Raw genomic sequence first — 15,792 nt, 5'->3', positions numbered from 1 at the left:
ATGGAACCGGAGGCCCGGTGACCCGTGTCGTACAACCGCATAGGCTGTCACGACCAGGAACCGTCAACAGTGCCGCAGGGGGCAACCGCCATGACGACAGGTCGGCTCGGGCAGCAGACCGCGCCGCCGAACGCGGCCTACGCCGGGCAGGTAGTGCACTTCCCGGACCCGGTCCGCGCCGCCCGCCACCCCAGAGGTGTGCGGATGGACGGCGAGGGCTATCCCGACTTCTCCGCCTACGCGCGTGCGGCGGCCGAGATCGCCGAGCCCCCGGAGGGCTTCGGTGTCGACGAGCTGCGCCTCACGGACTACGTGTCGGCGAACGCGGCGCTGGCCGCGTCCGGTCACCCCTTGTGGGACACGATTCCGCCGGTGGCGACGCCGCACGGCTGGACCTGGCACCACGTGCGCGGTTCGCGGCGCGTGGAGCTGGTCCCGGTCGAGGTGAAGGCGCTGCTGCGGCATCACGGCGGGCTCGCCACGGCGGCGGTCGACCAGCACAAGCGGGGCACGCGCCCGTTGCAGGACACGCGTCCGGCGCACTTCGGGCTGCCGAAGTCGGGTGTCGCGGTGACCGAGGCGCAGGTGCTCGGTGTGGAGGAGGACCTGGGGTACCGGCTGCCCGGCGCGTACCGGTCGTTCCTGAAGGCGGGCGGCGGCAGCGCTCCCGTGGGGGCGGCGCTCGACGCGGAGCTGGGGCTCCTGGTCGACCAGCCGTTCTTCACGGTGCGCGACGAGGCCGCGGTCAACGACCTGGTGTACGTCAACAAGTGTCTGCGCGATCACCTGACGAAGGACTATCTGGGTGTCGCGTTCGTGCAGGGCGGCATCCTCGCCGTGAAGGTGCGGGGTGCGGCGATCGGCTCGGTGTGGCTGTGCGCGTACGACGACGCGCGGGACGGCGGCGACACGGCCGGGTGGTCGGTCGCGGAGCGGGTCGAGCGGCTGCTGCTGCCTTGCGGGGACGACTTCGACGCGTTCCTGTCGCGGCTGGCGGGCAATCCGCCGGAGCTGGAGACGGTGGCGAACCTGATGGTGGACGGCGGCTTCGCGCGCGCGGTCCCGGTCACGGGTGGGGAGTGAGGCTCCGATGGTGACGTTCGCGCAGGCGCAGGAGCGCGCCGAGGAATGGATCAACGGTGACGTGCCCGGTTACCAGCACCGTGAGGTGCGGGTGCGGGAGTTCGAGCTGGGGTTCGTGGTGTGGGCGGAGGACCGGGAGACCGGTCCGGTGTCCGACGGCGGCCGGCAGCGGCTGGTGATCGCGCGGGACAGCGGCGAGGCCACGCTGTGGCCGGCGCTGCCGGTGGGCGAGGTGATCCGGCGGTACGAGGAGGAGTACGGGCTGCCGGAGGCGCCCGCGGAGCCGGCGGCCGCGCGGGCGCCCGAGCGGGTGGATCTGAACCAGACGTCGTTCCTGTTGAGCCCGCCCGAGTGGCTCCAGGAGGCGGCGGACAAGCTGGGCATCCCGGACCACCGCGAGAACCGCGAGAACCGTGACAGCGGTTCGGCTTCCGCGTCTTCTCCGGCTCCGTCGGCGCCCGCTCCGTCTTCTCCGTCCTCTCCGTCCTCTCCGTCCTCTCCGTCTTCTCCGTACGAGCCTCCGGCCCCGGCCGCGCCGTACGAGCCCGCGCCCGCTCCGGCCGTCGCCGAGACGCAGGGCTTCCCGAGCGCGCCCGCCACGCCTTCGCCGGTGCAGCCGCAGGGCTTCCCGGGGGCCGGTTCCGACGCCACGCCGTGGGCCGGCACCGACACGAACGGGGTGGGGGACGAGGAGGACCGGTCCGTTCCGCTGCCGGAGACCGTGTTCTCGCCGCCGCTGTCCGAGGACACCCCGCCGCCCGGGGTGACCCCGGAGGCGAAGACCGCGCTGATGTCGGGCGGCAGCCAGTTGCCGCCGACCGCCGTGAGTCCCGCGCTGCGCGAGGAGCGGCCCGCACCGATGGCGCCGCCCGCTCCGGGCACCGCCGTGCCGGGCACGCCGCCGCCGGGCACCCCCGTGCCGCCGGCCGCGCCGACGCCGCCCGCGCCCAACGCCCCGGGCGCTCCCGACGCGCCCTCGTACGGCTACCCGCAGGGCCCCGGCGCGCGGGACGCGTCCGGGCGGCCGCTGGCGCCCGGCGCCGGTGACATCGCGGACGCCGCGACGAGCAAGGCCCAGCCTCCGGCGCGCGGTGGCGCCGGGAATCCCCCGCCGCCGCCCGGCGCCCCCGGCACCCCGGGTGCTCCCGGCGGTCAGACGCCGCCGCCTCCGGGTGCCCCGGGCACCCCGGGCGCGCCCGCGGGCGGCTACGTGCCGACGCAGCTCGTGTCCTCGCTCGGCCCCGACGGGCAGCCGCAGATGCCGGGCGCCCCGCAGCCGCCCGCCGCGCCGAAGCCGCCCGGTGCCACGCCTCCGCCGCCCGGCGGCGGGGTGCACCACGCAGCGACGATGCTGGCCGGTCCGCCCGTGAAGGGTCCGGGCGGTCAGGCGCCGCCGCCTCCGGGCCCGCCCGGCGTCCCCGGTGCTCCCGGCGGTCAGACCCCGCCGCCGCCCGGCCCGCCCGGTGCTCCCGGCGCGCCCAAGCCTCCCGGTGCCACGCCTCCGCCGCCCGGCGGCGGGGTGCACCACGCGGCGACGATGCTCGCGAGCCCCGGCCCGCAGGGCCCGATGCCGCCCGGTCCGGTTCCGCCGGCGCCGGCCGCGCCGGGTCCGGTGCCGCCCCCGCCGCACGGCGCGATGCCGCCGCCGGTGGCCGGGCAGCAGATCCCGGGTGCCCCGCCGGCCGCGTACGGGTACCCGCAGCCGCCGGCCGGCCAGCCCACGGTGGGCCCCGGCTACCAGGCGGTGCTGCGCTACCGCGCGCCCGACGGCTCCGAGCAGCAGCTCATCCGCCGCTCGGCGCCCGGCACGCCGCACCCGGAGTGGCAGATCTTCCACGAGCTGCGCGGCATGAACATCCCGCCGGACCAGGTGCTCGAGCTCCACACGGAGCTGGAGTCCTGCGCGCTGCCGGGTGCCTACTGCGCCCGCATGATCAAGGAGCAGTGGCCGCAGGCGCGGATCACGTCGATCGCGCCGTACGGCACCGATCACGCGTCGCGCCAGCAGGGCATGCAGCAGCTGATCGCCCACCAGGGCGAGCTGCACCAGGTGGCGGACGGCCCGGCGCGGCCCGCTCCGGTGCGGGCGCCGCTGCCGCCCGCGCAGCCGATGCCGCCGGTGCCTCCGGAGGGCATCGCGCAGGAGCTGGGCGCCGCGTTCGGTCCGGGCGTGTTCCGGTTCGACCAGCGGGCCGTGTCGCGGCAGGGCGTCCCGGACGTGGTCGCGCACACCCTGGTCGTGGCGGGTCTCCCGGCGGACTTCGGGCCGTTCTTCTGGGCGCAGGCCCAGCCGGGCCGGCCGGTGCCGACACTGGCGGAGCTCGCCGCGGAGCGCGGGGTGCAGCCGGCGTCGGACGCGGGCTCGTACCTGGTGATGGGCAGCGACTTCGGCAAGGCGGTCTGTGTCCAGTACGGGACGGCGCACATCGTGGCCGTGCCCGTGGAGGCGGGGCCGGGCGGTGGCCCGGTGCCGCCGCAGTTCGTGAACACGGGGCTGCCCGAGTTCGCCCGTTCGCTGGCGCTGCTGGGCCGCATGTGGCGGCTGCGCTTCGGTCTGAACCCGGAGCAGGCGGGCCGCTGGACGGTCGACTTCCAGGCGCAGCTGAACGCGATCGACCCGGCGGCGCTCGGTTCGCCCGAGACCTGGTGGTCGGTGCTGCTCGAGCAGATGTGGGACGGCCTGCTGTAGCCGCGTAGGACACACATCGGCGAGGACACGCTGAGGGCGCTCGACCTGCGGGACCGGTCGGGCGCCCTCATCATGCGTGCATGGCGGGGAATCCGGCGCGGGCGCGTCCCGTGCGACGGCGGCGCTGGCCGAGGCGGGTCCTGTGGGCTCTCCTGCTGGTGATCGTCGTGGTGGTCGGGTACGGCGCGGGCCTGTACTTCTGGGCCGACGGCCGGTTGCGGACGACGCAGGCGCTGAGCGACTACGCGGGGCGGCCCGCGGCGGGGCACGGCAGCGACTGGCTGCTCGTCGGCTCGGACTCGCGCTCCGGTCTGACGCCCGAACAGCGCAAGCAGCTGCACGTCGGCAACGACCAGGGCCTGAACACCGACACGATCATGATCCTGCACTACGGGGACAACGGCCCGTATCTGGTGTCGATCCCGCGGGACTCGTACGTGTCGATCCCGGGGCACGGCAAGAACAAGATCAACGCGGCGTACGCGCTGGGCGGGCCGCGGTTGCTGACGCGGACGGTCGAGCAGGCGACGGGGCTGCGGATCGGGCACTACGCGGAGATCGGCTTCCTGGGCCTGGTGGACGTCGTGGACTCGCTCGGTGGGGTCACCCTGTGCGTGCCCTCCGGGGGGCTGCACGACCCGAAGTCGGGTGCGGACTTCGACGCGGGCTGCCAGGAGATGGACGGCGTGCAGGCACTTCAGTACGCGCGCGCCCGCTACTCCGACCCGCGCGGCGACCTCGGACGGGTGGAGCGGCAGCGGGAGCTGGTGCACGCGATCGCGGACGAGGCGCTCAGCGCGTCCGTGCTGGCCGTGCCGTGGAAGGTGATCCCGTTCCTGAGCGCCGTGCTGGACGCGCTCACGGTGGACCGGCGGACCGGGCTGACCGAGCTGACGGAGATGGGGCGCGAGCTGTCCGATCCGAAGGGCACGACGACCGTGCCGGTGGCCTCGGAGCCGGATCTGCCCGGGGTCGGTGACGTCGTCGTGTGGGACGAGGCGGGGGCCGAGCGGCTCTTCGACGCCCTCCGCGATGATCGCGCGATTCCGACTTTCGGCGGCAATTGACGCATCCTTGACCGAGCGGGTCGACCGGTGTGTCACCTGTGGTGCGCTTGTGTCGTGTTTGTGTCGCCCAACAGTCGCTTAGTGGGGAGAGGGTCGAGATGGCAGCGGGTACGTCGTCCTCGCCGTTCGGGTTCGCCGTCGTACGGGGGTGGCGCGGTTACCGCCCCGAGCAGGTCGAGGAGTACGCGGCCGCTCTGTTCCGGGCCGCCGAGGAGGCGCGGGCGCGGATCGGCGAACTGACCGGGCGGGAGGCCGAGCTGGCCGCGGAGGCGGAGCGGCTGCGCGAGGCCGTCGCCGGGCTCGCCCCGCAGACGTACGAGTCCCTGGGCGAGCGCGCCCGGAACCTGCTCGGCCTCGTCGAGGAGGAGGCCGCCGCCGTGCGGCACGCCGCCCGCGCCGAGTCCGAGGCCACCGCGCAGGCCGCCGCCGGCGCCGCCGAGGCGCTGCGCGACGCCGCCCGCGCGCACGCCGACGGGGTGGGGGAGCGGGCCGCCGAGTGGTCCGACGCCCGGGAGACCGCGGCGCGGGCCGAGGCCGACGGGATCCGCACGCTGGCCCGGCACGACGCGAAGCGGGCCCGCGACGAGGCGCTCGCCGACTTCGACGCGACCCGCCGCCGCGCCGAGACCCTGCTCGCCGACCAGGCCGAGGACCAGGCCGGACGCCTCGACACCGCCGAGCGGGAGCTGGCCGCCGCCGACCGCGCCGCGGTCGAGCGCGAGGTCGCCGCCGAGGCCGCGGCCGAGGCCCTTCTCGCGGAGGCGAAGCAGGCCTTCGCCGAGGCGCAGGAGTCGGCCCGGCGCGCCCAGGAGGCCGCTGACGCGCAGGCCGCCGAGCTGCTGGAGCAGGCCCGCGCCCGCGCCGGCCGGATCGCCGAGGACACGGACCGGGTCCTGGGCGAGCACGACGAGGCCCGCGAGGAGGTCCGCGACCACATGGAGCACGTCCGCAGTTCGCTCGCGGCCCTGACCGGCCGGGCGATGGACCCGGACCCCTCCGCCTAGGGCCCTCGCCGGGGCGTCAGGGGGCGGGCCGGAAGGCCGCGTCCAGGGTCCAGCGGGACGCGCCCTCCGGGTGCGCTGCGCGGTGGGCGTACGGCGCGGCCAGGGCCCGTACCCGCTCGGCGAGCTCGTCGGCCTCGTCCGGCGTCAGGAACAGCTCGGCGCTCACCGTGCGCGCGGTGGCCCGGGCGGGGCTGCGCGGGTCGTCCCAGCGCAGCCGCCACGGGCGGACCCTGCCGCCGCCGTGCGGGGCCTCCTCGATCAGGCCGTGCCGGGCCAACTGGCGCAGATGGAACGAGCACAGGCCCGAGCTGTGCCCGAGCCGGGCCGCCGCCTGCGTGGAGGTCACGGTGCCCAGCTCGGCGAGCAGGTCGAGCAGCGCGATCCGCACGGGATGGTCGGGCAGCGTCCTGCGGTCCGTCGCCGCGTCGGTCTTCTCGTTCTCCTCGGTCACTTTGCAAAGACTGCTACCTTGCAAAGTGTCGGGTCAAGTGCACAAGCGGATCGGGGAGTTGAGGGGCATGGGCGCGGACGGGCTGCTGCCGGAGGTGGAGCGGGGCGCGGTGCGGCGCATCACGGTCATCGGGGAGGACGTGCTGCACCGCCGACTGCGCCCGGCCACGGAGGCCGACTTCGGGACTGCGGACCTCGACCGGCTGATCGACGACATGTTCGCCACGAACCACGTGGCGCACGGCGCGGGCCTCGCGGCGAACCAGGTGGACGTCGACCTCCAGCTGTTCGTCTGGGACATGGAGGACGACTGGGGTGTCCGGCACACCGGGCACGTCCTCAACCCCGTGCTCGACGAGGAGCCCGTCGCCACGCGCCGCCTGGTCGACGAGATGGAGGGCTGCCTCTCCGTGCCGGGCCCCTACAAGCCGGTGCCGCGCGCCGACCACGCCGTCGTCCGGGGACAGGACAAGGACGGGAACGCGATCGTCGTCGAGGGGCGCGGCTACTTCGCCCGCTGCCTCCAGCACGAGACCGACCACCTCCACGGCCGCCTCTACGTGGACCGGCTCACCCGGCGCGACCGGCGGGACGCGCTGCGGGAGATGGCCGAGCTGCGGGACGGAGTGCTCGCGCGGCGGGCGAAGACGGCCGAGGCGCTGGGGAAATAGGGCGCTGTTACCCTCTGCCGCATGATCGCTCGGGGGGAGTCCGGGGCTCAGCGGGCCCTGATCGCGGCCAGTTTCGTCAGCCGGATCGGCAACGGCCTGTTCAACGCGGCCGCCGTCCTCTATTTCACGCTCGTCGTGCACCTGCCCGCGACGCAGGTAGGCGCGGGCCTGACGATCGCGGGGCTCGTCGGGATGGCGGCCGGGGTGCCGGCCGGGAATCTGGCCGACCGGTACGGGCCGCGCACGGTCTGGCTGTGCGCGGTCGCCGTGCAGGCGGTCACGATGGCCGCGTTCGTGCTCATCGACAGCTGGCTCGTGTTCACGCTCCTCGCCACGCTGGACCGGCTGGGTGCGTCGGCGGCCGGTGCGGCCGGCGGCGCGCTGGTCGCGCGCTCCGGCGGGTACCGCCCGGCCGCCTTCCGGGCCCGCCTGCGCACGTTCGTCAACCTGGGCGTCGTCATCGGCACCCTGGGCGCGGGCGTCGCCCTCCAGATCGACACCCGCGCCGCCTACACGACGCTGATCCTCGCCAACGCGGCCAGCTTCGTCGGCGCCGGTCTGATCGGGCTCCTCGGCGTCCCGGACTACCGGCCGCTGCCCCGGCCCGCGGAGCACCGCCGCTGGTCGGTCCTGGCCGACCGCCCGTTCGTGGTGTTCGTCGGGCTCTACAGCCTGATGGGTCTCCAGTACCAGGTGGTCTCCCTGCTGCTGCCGATCTGGCTGAGCGCCCACACCGACGCGCCGCGCTGGACCGTCGCCGCCGTCTACGCGATCAGCAGCGGGGTCTGCGTGCTGCTGCAGAGCCGGCTCGGGTCCAGGGTGGAGACGCCGCGGCAGGGCGGGCGCGCGTTCCGTCTCGCCGGGCTGCTGTTCCTCGTCAGCTGCCCGCTGATGGCGCTCACCGCCGACGTCCCGGCCTGGGTGGCGCCGGTCCTCGCGGTCCTCGCCGTCGTCATCCACAGCGTGGGGGAGGTGTGGGAGTCCTCGGCCGGGTTCGCCCTCGGCTTCGGCCTGGCGCCCGAGCACGCGCAGGGCCAGTACCAGGGCCTGTTCGGCATCGGCTTCGAGGCGGGCCAGGCGCTCGCCCCGATCGTCCTGACCGGCGCGGTCCTGGCCCTCGGGCAGACGGGGTGGCTGCTGCTCGGCGTCCTCTTCGCGGCCCTCGGCCTGGCCGGCCCGCTGGTGGCGTCCTGGGGCGAACGCACCCGGGCCGCGGCCCGGGAAGCGCTGCCGGCGACCGACTAGGGCCTTTCTTCCGGATCAGGCTGGGCTCGCGGGGCCCTAGGCGCGACCACCGGTCCGGCGCGGACCGGACGGGTACGGACCGGACGGGTACGGGCCGGTGGGGTGCGGGCCGGGCTGCTGGGGGACGGGCGCGCCCGCCAGGATCCAGCCCTCCACCGCCTCGTACCGTGCCTGCTGCTCCCGCTGTTCGCGCGGAGAGGTCAGGACGGTGCCCAGCCAGCCGAGGAGGAAGCCCAGCGGGATGGAGACCAGGCCGGTCGTGGTGAACGGGAACCAGTTGAAGTCCCGGCCGGGGAACATCGAGGCCGGGCTGCCCGAGACCAGGTTCGTGCCCGTCATCAGGACCAGGCAGGCCACCGAACCGCCCAGCAGCGTCCACAGCAGGCCCGCCCGGGTGTAGCGGCGCCAGAAGAGGCTGTAGACGAGCGCGGGGGCCAGCGCCGAGGCGCCCAGACAGAAGGACAGGGTGACCAGCGGCTGCAGGTTGCGGTGCTGGACGACCGTCGCGAGCAGGATCGCGGGGACGCCGACCGCGAGGGCCGACAGGCGGGCCAGTCTCAGTTCCCGGCGCGGGGAGGGTTCCTCGCCGCGGTGGGCGAAGACGTCGTGGGCGAGGGTGTTCGCACAGGCCAGGATCATGCCCGCGACCGACGCGAGCAGGGTGAGGAACAGGGCGGTGGTGACGGCGGTGAAGAGCAGCGACTCGGTCGTCGTCATCGTCGGGCCGAAGGCCGCCCGCGCGCCCAGCAGGTACGCCGTGTTGCCCTGAGGGTCGGCGGCGGCGATGGCGTCCCGGCCGACCAGGGCCGCCGCACCGACCCCGACGACCGAGACGATCAGTACGAAGACGGCGACCGAGGAGACCGCCCAGGACATCGACCGGCGCACCTCGCGCGCGTGCCGCGCCGTGTACATGCGCATGGTGACGTGGGGGAGGCAGGCGCCGCCGAGGACCACGGTCAGCTCCGAACTGATCATGTCCAGGCGGGGGTTGGGCCCACCGGAGAACTGCAGGCCCGAGGTGAGGTAGGCGCGGCCCGCCTCGCTGCGTCCGGCCGCCGCGGCGAGCAGCGCGCCCGGGTCCCAGTCGAAGCGGCGCAGGACGAGGACGGCGACCACGGCGCCGGAGCCGAGCAGCATCACGATCTTGAGGATCTGGATGAGGGCGGTGCCCTTCATCCCGCCGATCGCCGCGTAGCCGATCATCAGGGCGCCGAGGGTGAGGACGCAGCCGGTGCGGAAGCCCTGGCTGGTGAAGCCGAGCAGGAACGCCATGAGGTCGCCGGAGCCCGCGAGCTGGACGAGCATGATGGGCAGCAGGGCGGTGAGGGTGGCGGCGCAGGCGGCCATGCGGACGGCGCGGCCCGGAGTGCGCCGGGCGAACACGTCCCCCATCGTGAACCGGCCCGCGTTGCGCAGGGGTTCGGCCAGCAGGAACATCAGCAGCATCAGGGAGAGCGCGGTGCTGAGGGCCAGCACGATGCCGTCGTGGCCCATCAGGGCGATGACGCCGCCGGTGCCGAGGACGCTCGCCGCGGAGATGTAGTCACCGGCGATCGCCAGCCCGTTGCGCATCGGGCTCAGGGAGCCGAAGCCGGTGTAGAACTCCTCCAGGTCGTCGCGGTCGGGGCCGGTCATGACGCAGAGCAGCAGCGTGATGGTGGCGACCGCGGTGAAGGCGACCAGGGCCATGGACTCCGAGGAGACGTCCCTCATCGGGGGGTGCCTCCCGTCGTGTCGCGGCCGCGGCGGCGCAGCCGGTGGGCGAGCGGGTCGACGCGCCGCCGTGCCGTGATCTCGTAGAGGAGCAACGCCAGCCCGGTGACCGGCAGTTGGCACAGGCCGATGAGCAGTCCCGTGGACAGGCCGCCGTGCGCGGAGCCGTTCATGAAGGTGGGCGCGAACGCGGACAGGAGCAGGAACGACGTGAAGTAGCCGAGCGCGGTGAGCGTGGCCACGCGGCGCTGCCGGCGGTACGCGGTGCGCAGCAGCCGCAGTTCGGGTGCGGGACCTCCGGGCAGCGGCAGGTCGGGGTGGCGGGGGAGCCGGTAGGCGTGCGGCCGGTGGGCGTGGGCGGGGTGCGGCATCCCGGGTCTCCTTGCGTGGCTCGGGCCCGCCGGGGACGGTGGCGGACCGCAGGGAGGGAGTGGGAGCCGGAACGTTACTCGCAGGTATTCGCCTTGGGGAGCCTTTCCGCAAACTGTCCGGTCGGTCGGTTCACTTCGGTTCAGTCGGTTGGTTCCGGTGTTCGGTTCTGGTGGTTCGGTACCGGTGCCGGGCGGTCCAGGACCGGGAAGCGGCGCGGGGCCAGGGTCAGCAGGACCAGCAGGGCCACCGCCGCGGCGGCCGCCGCGCCCAGGTACACGGCGTCCACGGCCGCGTCGATCGCCGGGCGCACCCCGGGCGCCCGCGGGTCGCCGGCCACCGAGTCCAGGTCGGCGTGCGCACCGAGCCGGCCGGCGATCACGCCGTTGGCGACGGCGCCGAACAGGGCGGCGCCGACGGTTTGGCCGATCTGGCGGTAGAAGAGGACGGAGGCGGTCGCCGTGCCGCGCTCCGACCAGTCGACCGTGGACTGCACGCCCACGATGAGCGGCAGTTGGAAGAGCCCGAGGGCGGCGCCGAGCAGCAGGCTGAGCAGCGCGGGCTGCCAGGCCGAGCCCGGGTAGGGCAGGAACGGGAACGCGAGGAGGACCGCGAGGGCGCCGGTGATGCCGAGCGCGGCGGTGTTCCGGAAGCCGATCCTGCGGTACACGTGCTGGCTGAACGCGGCCGACACCGGCCAGCTGAGCGTCATCACGGACAGCACGAACCCGGCCGCGACCGGCGACAGGCCGAGCACCGACTGCGCGTACGTGGGCAGGAACGTGGTCGGGGCGACCATCAGCAGGCCCAGCGAGCCGAGTGCCAGATTGACCGCGGCGATGGTGCGGCGGCGCCACACCCAGCCCGGCAGGATCGGTTCGGCGGCCCGTCGTTCGATCAGGAACACGGCGCCGACCAGGGCGAGTCCGGCGGCGAGCAGGCCCAGCGAGGGGGCCGAGCCCCAGGCCCAGGCGACGCCGCCCTGCACCAGCCAGGTCAGCAGGACGCCGCCGGCCGCGAACACGGCCAGCGCACCGGCCCAGTCGACCGAGGCGCGCTCCTGGCGCTCCCGGCGCGGCTCGTGCAGATGGCGTACGACGAAGAACAGCGCGACCGCGCCGATCGGCACGTTGATCAGGAAGATCCAGCGCCAGCCGGCCGTGGAGGCGAGGACGCCGCCGAGCGCCGGGCCGAGCACCGAGGAGGTGGCCCAGACCGTCGACAGCTTCGCCTGGATCTTCGGGCGCTCCTCCAGGGGGTACAGATCGGCGGCGAGCGTCTGCACCGTGCCCTGGATGGCGCCGCCGCCCAGCCCCTGCACGACACGGAACGCGATCAGCGAGCCCATGTCCCAGGCCGACGCGCACAGCACCGAGCCGAGCAGGAACAGGGCGCTGCCCGCGATCAGCACCGGCTTGCGGCCGAGGGTGTCGGACAGCTTCCCGTAGACGGGCAGCGTGACCGTCACCGCGAGGAGATAGCCGGAGAACAGCCACGAGAAGACGGTGAAGCCGCCGAGGTCCCCGACGATCTGCGGAACGGCGGTGGAGACGATGGTGGAGTCGAGCGCGGCCAGTGCCATGGACAGCATCAGCGCGGCCACGACCGCGCCGCGCCGCCGGTCAGAGGCCCCTTCGGCCACGGACGAGTTCACCTGCGGAAATCCTTTCCCCCTGCACCTACTTGCACGGCGGAGCTTAAGCGGGTGGAGACGACCCTGAGTAGAGCTCCACCGAAGGGTGGACCTCCCCTAGGGGGAGCTCCGTACAACGGACCGGGGACGGTTCGTCCCCCTGGAGGACGAGCGGGCCGGGGGTTCTTCCTACCGTCGAGGGGTGGGGTTTTCCCCCGGGAAAGAGGGTGACTTCCACCAGCGCGCCCGGACCCCCCGCCCGACCAGACTGAACGCACACCGCAAGGCCCGGTCCGCAGAACGGACCTTGTGGACCACGACCCACGCACTTCCCGCAGATCCGCGACCCGCGCACCGGCCCACGACATCGTCGCTGCGTGACCGACTTAGGAGACATACCGTGACATCGGCTGTGACCATTCCCAGGCACGGGGGCACCGGAGGGCTGACGGCCGTCGCCGCGCGGGCGCGGCAGGTCGTCAAGGCGTACGGGGCGGGGGAGACCCGCGTCGTCGCGCTCGACCACGTCGACGTCGACATCGCCCGCGGCCAGTTCACCGCGATCATGGGCCCGTCCGGCTCCGGCAAGTCCACGCTCATGCACTGCCTGGCCGGACTCGACAACGTCACCGCGGGCCAGATCTACCTCGACGACACCGAGATCACCGGCCTCAAGGACAAGAAGCTGACCCAGCTGCGGCGCGACCGCATCGGCTTCATCTTCCAGGCCTTCAACCTGCTGCCGACGCTGAACGCGCTGGAGAACATCACGCTGCCGATGGACATCGCGGGCCGCAAGCCCGACCGGCAGTGGCTCGACCGCGTCGTGCAGACCGTCGGTCTCGCCGAGCGCCTCAAGCACCGGCCCACCGAACTGTCCGGCGGCCAGCAGCAGCGCGTCGCCGTGGCCCGCGCCCTCGCCGCCCGGCCCGAGATCATCTTCGGCGACGAGCCCACCGGAAACCTCGACTCGCGCGCCGGCGCCGAGGTCCTCGGCTTCCTGCGCCGCTCCGTCGACGAGCTCGGCCAGACCATCGTCATGGTCACCCACGACCCGGTCGCCGCCTCCTACGCCGACCGCGTCCTCTACCTGGCCGACGGCCGCATCGTCGACGAGATGCTCCGGCCCACCGCCGACGCCGTCCTCGACCGCATGAAGGACTTCGACGCCCGGGGCCGTACGTCATGAGCGCCGCGAACACCGTCCTGAAGACCTCGCTGCGCAACTTCTTCGCGCACAAGGGCCGCATGGCCCTCTCCGCCGTCGCCGTGCTCCTGTCCGTCGCCTTCGTGACCGGCACCCTCGTGTTCACCGACACGATGGACAAGACCTTCGACAAGCTGTTCACGGCCACCGCCTCCGACGTCACCGTCAGCCCCAAGGACTCCGAGGTCGAGGGCAACGACACCGGACGGCCCGACGCCCTGCCCGCCTCGCTCCTCGCCACCGTGAAGCAGGCCGACGGCGTCAAGTCCGCTGAGGGCGCGGTCAGTTCCATGAACGTGACCGTCGTGAACGCCGACAACAAGAACATGGGCTCCGAGAACGGCGCCCCGACCATCGCCGGCAACTGGACCAGGAACGACCTCCGCTCCATGGAGATCACCTCCGGCCACGCCCCGCGCGGGCCCACCGAGGTCATGGTCGACGCCGACACCGCGAAGAAGCACCACCTCAAGCTCGGCGACGAGCTGCGCACGATCTCCGTCTCCGGCGACATCAAGGCGAAGATCAGCGGCATCGCCTCCTTCACCGTCACCAACCCGGGCGCGGCCGTCGTCTACTTCGACACCGCCACCGCCCAGCGCGAACTCATCGGCAGGACCGGCCAGTTCACGCAGCTCAACATCGCCGCCGCCGAAGGCGTCAGCGACACGCAGCTCAAGAAGAACGTCGCTGCGGAACTCTCCGGGAACGGCACCTACAAGATCCAGACCCAGCAGGAGACCGCGGACGCCAACGCCTCCGACGTCGGCTCCTTCATGGACGTCATCAAGTACGCCCTCCTCGGCTTCGCCGGCATCGCCTTCCTCGTCGGCATCTTCCTCATCATCAACACGTTCTCGATGCTGGTCGCCCAGCGCACCCGCGAGATCGGCCTGATGCGCGCCATCGGCTCCTCCCGCAAGCAGGTCAACCGCTCCGTCCTCGTCGAGGCGCTGCTCCTCGGCGTCGTCGGCTCCGTGGTGGGCGTCGGCGCCGGTGTGGGCCTCGCCGTCGGCCTCATGAAGCTCATGTCCGCCGCCGGCATGGACCTGTCCACCGACGACCTCACCGTGAAGTGGACGACCCCCGCGGTCGGCCTGCTCCTCGGCATCGTCGTCACCGTCCTCGCCGCCTACCTGCCCGCCCGCCGGGCCGGCAAGGTCTCCCCGATGGCCGCCCTGCGCGACGCCGGCACCCCCGCCGACGCCAAGGCCGGACTCGTCCGCGCCGTCATCGGCCTGCTCCTCACGGGCGGCGGCGGCTTCGCCCTCTACCTCGCCACCCAGGCCGACAAGGCGAGCCAGGGCTCGCTGTGGCTCGGCGCCGGCATCGTCGCCTCGCTCATCGGCTTCGTGGTCGTCGGCCCGCTCCTCGCCGGCATTGTGGTCCGCGTCATCAGCGCCGTACTGCTCCGCTTCTTCGGCCCCGTCGGCCGGATGGCCGAGCGCAACGCGCTGCGCAACCCGCGCCGCACCGGCGCCACCGGCGCGGCCCTGATGATCGGCCTCGCGCTCGTCGCCTGCCTCTCCGTCGTCGGCTCCTCGATGGTCGCCTCGGCCACCGACCAGCTCGACAAGTCGGTCGGCGCCGACTTCATCGTCGAGGGCCAGGGCGGCATCAAGCCCCAGGCCGCCGACTCCCTCAAGAAGGTGCGCGACAGCGGGCTCGTCTCCCACGTCACCGAGGTCAAGTGGGTCAAGACCACCCTCACCACCCCCGGCGGCGTCAAGGAGGAGGAAGAGCTCTCCGCCGCCAGCCCCAGCTACGCCCAGGACCTGCGGCGCGAGACCACCTCCGGTGAGCTCTCGGCGGCGTACGGGAAGAACGCGATGTCGGTCGGCTCCGAGTTCGCCGAACGCAACGACCTCAAGGTCGGCGACACCATGACCGTCGCCTTCCACCACGGCTCCACCGCCAAGCTGAGGATCGCGGCGATCACCTCGGACGACACCGCGTTCGACAAGGGCGCGATGTACACCAACGTCGCCACCGCCGAGCAGTACCTGCCCGAGGACCGGGTGCCGCTCAACGGGATGATGTTCGCCAAGGCCGCCGACGGCAAGGAGGACGCCGCCTACAAGGCGCTCAAGTCGTCCGTCGCCGCCGACCCGACCGTCAAGGTCAAGGACCAGACCGACTACAAGGAGACCCTCAAGGACCAGGTCGGCCAGCTCCTCAACATGATCTACGGGCTCCTCGCCCTCGCGATCATCGTGGCGATCCTCGGCGTCGTGAACACCCTGGCCCTGTCGGTCGTCGAGCGGACCCGCGAGATCGGCCTGATGCGCGCCATCGGCCTCTCCCGCCGCCAGCTGCGCCGCATGATCCGCCTGGAGTCGGTCGTCATCGCCCTCTTCGGCGCCCTGCTCGGCCTCGGCCTGGGCATGGGCTGGGGCGCGACGGCCCAGAAGCTCCTCGCCCTGGAGGGCCTCGGGGTCCTGGAGATCCCGTGGCCGACGATCATCGCGGTCTTCATCGGCTCGGCCTTCGTGGGCCTCTTCGCCGCCCTGATCCCGGCCTTCCGGGCCGGCCGCATGAACGTCCTGAACGCGATCGCTACGGAGTAGGTCGCAAAGTGAGCACGACGAGAGGCCCGGCTGATGGCGGGGCTCTCGTCGTGGTCAGGGACTTCGCCCGATGTTGAGAAAGACGACCGGG

Annotated in this window: 12 protein-coding genes; 8 read left to right on the top strand and 4 right to left on the bottom strand. The window is 73.4% G+C overall.

Features of this window, described 5'->3' with window-relative positions:
* Positions 1–90: 90 nt before the first annotated feature.
* The 4 genes from ACFW9D_RS06855 (at position 91) to ACFW9D_RS06840 (ending at position 5,843) form a co-directional block, all read left to right on the top strand.
* On the top strand, positions 91–1,083 hold the full coding sequence (locus ACFW9D_RS06855) for an SMI1/KNR4 family protein (RefSeq protein ID WP_384618749.1): 993 nt from the start codon (positions 91–93) through the stop codon (positions 1,081–1,083).
* A gap of 7 nt (positions 1,084–1,090) precedes the next feature.
* A complete protein-coding gene (locus ACFW9D_RS06850) occupies positions 1,091–3,772 on the top strand; it encodes an SUKH-4 family immunity protein (protein WP_384618746.1) in 2,682 nt (893 codons plus the stop codon).
* Between the two features lie 80 nt (positions 3,773–3,852).
* Entirely contained in the window at positions 3,853–4,839 is a 987-nt protein-coding gene (locus ACFW9D_RS06845) for an LCP family protein (RefSeq protein WP_384618743.1), read from the top strand.
* Positions 4,840–4,937: 98 nt separating this feature from the next.
* Entirely contained in the window at positions 4,938–5,843 is a 906-nt protein-coding gene (locus tag ACFW9D_RS06840; RefSeq protein WP_384618740.1) for a cellulose-binding protein, read from the top strand.
* A 16-nt stretch (positions 5,844–5,859) separates the two neighbouring features.
* On the opposite strand, the gene ACFW9D_RS06835 is transcribed toward ACFW9D_RS06840, so the two are convergent.
* The gene (locus ACFW9D_RS06835) at positions 5,860–6,294 is read right to left on the bottom strand and encodes a helix-turn-helix domain-containing protein (RefSeq protein ID WP_384618737.1); all 435 of its coding nucleotides are present in this window, start codon (positions 6,292–6,294) and stop codon (positions 5,860–5,862) included.
* 67 nt (positions 6,295–6,361) lie between these two features.
* Between ACFW9D_RS06835 and def the strand changes: the two genes are divergently transcribed.
* Both def and ACFW9D_RS06825 read left to right on the top strand, forming a co-directional pair.
* A complete protein-coding gene (gene def / locus ACFW9D_RS06830) occupies positions 6,362–6,964 on the top strand; it encodes a peptide deformylase (RefSeq protein WP_384618844.1) in 603 nt (200 codons plus the stop codon).
* Between the two features lie 21 nt (positions 6,965–6,985).
* On the top strand, positions 6,986–8,209 hold the full coding sequence (locus ACFW9D_RS06825; RefSeq protein WP_384618735.1) for an MFS transporter: 1,224 nt from the start codon (positions 6,986–6,988) through the stop codon (positions 8,207–8,209).
* Positions 8,210–8,245: 36 nt separating this feature from the next.
* On the opposite strand, the gene ACFW9D_RS06820 is transcribed toward ACFW9D_RS06825, so the two are convergent.
* The 3 genes from ACFW9D_RS06820 to ACFW9D_RS06810 all read right to left on the bottom strand — a co-directional run bounded on the left by ACFW9D_RS06820 (position 8,246) and on the right by ACFW9D_RS06810 (position 11,948).
* On the bottom strand, positions 8,246–9,925 hold the full coding sequence (locus ACFW9D_RS06820) for a cation acetate symporter (RefSeq protein ID WP_384618733.1): 1,680 nt from the start codon (positions 9,923–9,925) through the stop codon (positions 8,246–8,248).
* Complete coding sequence (locus ACFW9D_RS06815; protein WP_384618730.1) at positions 9,922–10,296, bottom strand: DUF485 domain-containing protein; 375 nt, start codon at positions 10,294–10,296, stop codon at positions 9,922–9,924. Before ACFW9D_RS06815 ends, ACFW9D_RS06820 begins: the two co-directional genes overlap by 4 nt.
* A gap of 140 nt (positions 10,297–10,436) precedes the next feature.
* Entirely contained in the window at positions 10,437–11,948 is a 1,512-nt protein-coding gene (locus tag ACFW9D_RS06810; protein WP_384618728.1) for an MDR family MFS transporter, read from the bottom strand.
* Positions 11,949–12,327: 379 nt separating this feature from the next.
* Between ACFW9D_RS06810 and ACFW9D_RS06805 the strand changes: the two genes are divergently transcribed.
* Together ACFW9D_RS06805 and ACFW9D_RS06800 are read left to right on the top strand one after the other, a co-directional pair.
* On the top strand, positions 12,328–13,116 hold the full coding sequence (locus ACFW9D_RS06805; RefSeq protein ID WP_384618725.1) for an ABC transporter ATP-binding protein: 789 nt from the start codon (positions 12,328–12,330) through the stop codon (positions 13,114–13,116).
* Positions 13,113–15,701 (top strand): ABC transporter permease, encoded by a 2,589-nt coding sequence (locus ACFW9D_RS06800; RefSeq protein WP_384618724.1) that lies wholly within the window; start codon positions 13,113–13,115, stop codon positions 15,699–15,701. Before ACFW9D_RS06805 ends, ACFW9D_RS06800 begins: the two co-directional genes overlap by 4 nt.
* The last annotated feature ends 91 nt before the right edge of the window (positions 15,702–15,792 follow it).

Origin of the sequence: Streptomyces sp. NPDC059524 (assembly GCF_042749255.1) — a bacterium.
In the GTDB taxonomy this organism is placed as follows: domain Bacteria; phylum Actinomycetota; class Actinomycetes; order Streptomycetales; family Streptomycetaceae; genus Streptomyces; species Streptomyces xanthii.
This window is presented reverse-complemented; position numbering and strand designations above follow the sequence as displayed.

Excerpts from the sequence above, each read along its gene's own strand:
- ACFW9D_RS06820 (WP_384618733.1), bottom strand. The coding sequence starts at position 9,925 with ATGAGGGACGTCTCCTCGGAGTCCATGGCCCTGGTCGCCTTCACCGCG.
- def (WP_384618844.1), top strand. The coding sequence starts at position 6,362 with ATGGGCGCGGACGGGCTGCTGCCGGAGGTGGAGCGGGGCGCGGTGCGG.
- ACFW9D_RS06800 (WP_384618724.1), top strand. The coding sequence starts at position 13,113 with ATGAGCGCCGCGAACACCGTCCTGAAGACCTCGCTGCGCAACTTCTTC.
- ACFW9D_RS06825 (WP_384618735.1), top strand. The coding sequence starts at position 6,986 with ATGATCGCTCGGGGGGAGTCCGGGGCTCAGCGGGCCCTGATCGCGGCC.
- ACFW9D_RS06855 (WP_384618749.1), top strand. The coding sequence starts at position 91 with ATGACGACAGGTCGGCTCGGGCAGCAGACCGCGCCGCCGAACGCGGCC.
- ACFW9D_RS06850 (WP_384618746.1), top strand. The coding sequence starts at position 1,091 with ATGGTGACGTTCGCGCAGGCGCAGGAGCGCGCCGAGGAATGGATCAAC.
- ACFW9D_RS06815 (WP_384618730.1), bottom strand. The coding sequence starts at position 10,296 with ATGCCGCACCCCGCCCACGCCCACCGGCCGCACGCCTACCGGCTCCCC.
- ACFW9D_RS06845 (WP_384618743.1), top strand. The coding sequence starts at position 3,853 with ATGGCGGGGAATCCGGCGCGGGCGCGTCCCGTGCGACGGCGGCGCTGG.
- ACFW9D_RS06840 (WP_384618740.1), top strand. The coding sequence starts at position 4,938 with ATGGCAGCGGGTACGTCGTCCTCGCCGTTCGGGTTCGCCGTCGTACGG.